Annotated in this window: 1 protein-coding gene; it reads left to right on the forward strand. The window is 73.9% G+C overall.

What is annotated here, in order from left to right; translation table 11 throughout:
• On the forward strand, nt 1–1,404 hold a 1,404-nt coding region (locus tag DZF91_RS23800), incomplete at both ends, for an MFS transporter (protein ID WP_117359544.1).

Consider the following 1,404-nt stretch of genomic DNA (forward strand, 5'->3'; position numbering starts at 1 on the left):
CCTCTCAAGCCGGTGCCTCTCAGGCCGGCGCCGGTCCGGCCGGGCCGCAGGCGCCCCCGGGGCCGCCCGCCGGCCGCCGGGAGTTCGCCGGGCTCGCCGTCCTCGCCCTGGCCGCGCTGCTGATGTCGCTGGACCTCAGCGTCCTCTACCTGGCGCTGCCCCGGCTGAGCACGTCGCTGCACGCCAACAACATCCAGCAGCTCTGGATCGTCGACATCTACGGCTTCATGACCGCCGGCTTCCTCATCACGATGGGCAGCCTCGGGGACCGGATCGGGCAGCGCAGGCTGCTGCTGTCCGGCGCGGCGCTGTTCGGCGTCGTGTCGGTCGTCGCCGCGTTCTCCGACTCGTTCTGGATGCTGTTCACCGCCCGCGCGCTGATGGGCGTCGCGGCGGCGACCGTCATGCCGTGCGGGCTCGGGCTGATCAGCCGGATGTTCACCGACCCCGCGCAGCGCGGCATGGCGATCGCCTCCTGGATGAGCTGCTTCATGGGCGGGCTGCTGATCGGGCCGGTCATCGGCGGCGTCCTGCTGCGGTTCTTCTGGTGGGGGTCGGTCTTCCTGATCGGCGTCCCGGTGATGCTGCTGCTGCTCGTCACCGGGCCCCGGCTGCTGCCGGAGAACCGCAACCCCGAGCGCGGCCCGCTGGACCCGGCGAGCGTCGTGCTGTCGCTGGTGGGCGTCCTGCCGGTGATCTACGGGCTGAAGGAGCTCGCCAAGGACGGCTGGCACACGCTTCCGGTCGCCGCGCTGGTCGTGGGGCTGGTCGCGTTCGCCTCGTTCCTGCTGCGGCAGCGGTCGCTGCGCGACCCGATGCTCGACCCGTCGCTGTTCCGCAACCCCGTCTACGCCACCGCCGTGGTGTTCGGGCTGCTCGGCGGCGGCGTGCAGGGCGGCAGCTCGCTGATGGTGACGCTGCACCTGCAGACGGTGGACGGGCTGTCCCCGCTGGGAACCGGCCTGTGGCAGCTCCCGCCGACGCTCGGGCTGGTCGTCGGGCTGATGCTCGGCCCCGGCCTGGCGCAGAAGATCCGTCCGGCCTACGTGATCGCGGGCGGGATGGCCATCGCGTTCGCGGGCTACCTGGTGCTGACGCAGGTCGCGGCGAGCGGCGGGCGGCCGGTGCTGCTGCTCGGGTTCGGGATCGTCCTGCTCGGCGTCGGCATCCCGCTCGGCCTGGTCACCGGGATGGCGGTGAGCTCGGTCCCGCCGGAGCGGGTCGGGTCGGCGTCGGCGGTGATGCAGACCGGCAGCGAGTTCGGCGTCGCGTTCGGCATCGCCGCGCTCGGCAGCGTCGCCACCGCCGTCTACCGCGACAAGATCGACGGCGGGCTGCCCGCCGGCGTCCCCGCGGGCGCCGCCCGCGCGGCCCGGGAGAGCGTCGAGGGCGCGGTCGCCGCGG

The organism is Actinomadura logoneensis (genome assembly GCF_003428695.1).
Classification (GTDB): Bacteria; Actinomycetota; Actinomycetes; order Streptosporangiales; family Streptosporangiaceae; genus Spirillospora; species Spirillospora logoneensis.